Annotated in this window: 1 protein-coding gene; it reads right to left on the reverse strand. The window is 43.2% G+C overall.

Features of this window, described 5'->3' with window-relative positions:
- A partial coding sequence (locus tag R7Z49_RS26710) for a hypothetical protein (protein ID WP_318112685.1) occupies positions 1-480 on the reverse strand: 480 nt, incomplete at its 3' end.
- Between the last annotated feature and the right edge of the window lie 87 nt (positions 481-567).

The raw sequence follows: 567 nt of genomic DNA on the forward strand, positions 1-567 counted from the left end.
GGCACCAATCAAGAGCTTCATGTGCGGAACTTGTAGAATGCGTGCCATTTCGTTCACTGTACCTTTACCACCTTGGTAAGCTTTTGCGCAAGCCAGAGCAGTGACGGTTAACGCAGGGAATACCCACGATCCGTGACGGATCATATCCATCCAGTAGTCCAGTTCGCGAATGATCAACACAGCGAAGAAGCCGGAAATCAAAATAGCGGCGTGTTTAACTTGTTCTTCTTGCTTAGAAAGCTGGAAGAACGACCATGAAGCAATCGCCAGCATGATCACCTGTAAGGTTTCAGTGATAGAGACTTCACCCAAACTTGATCCCAATACTACGTAATCAAGACGAATACTCAGATTGACGAGAATACTGATCGCAACAATCATCAATGCGCTTAAACACGATTTGTAGATGATGCGTTTTGACTCATCAGTAATCACGTTGTTTTGTGCCGTTTCGGCTTGTTTAACTATTTGTGTTTTCATCCTGACCACCTGTTTCCAGAAAAATGTGGAAGAAATGTGAATTTGTGTGATGTTGGGCATGATTTTATTGACCAAGTGGAAAGTATT

It is taken from the genome of Vibrio sp. 1562 (assembly GCF_033340155.1).
GTDB lineage: Bacteria > Pseudomonadota > Gammaproteobacteria > Enterobacterales > Vibrionaceae > Vibrio > Vibrio alginolyticus.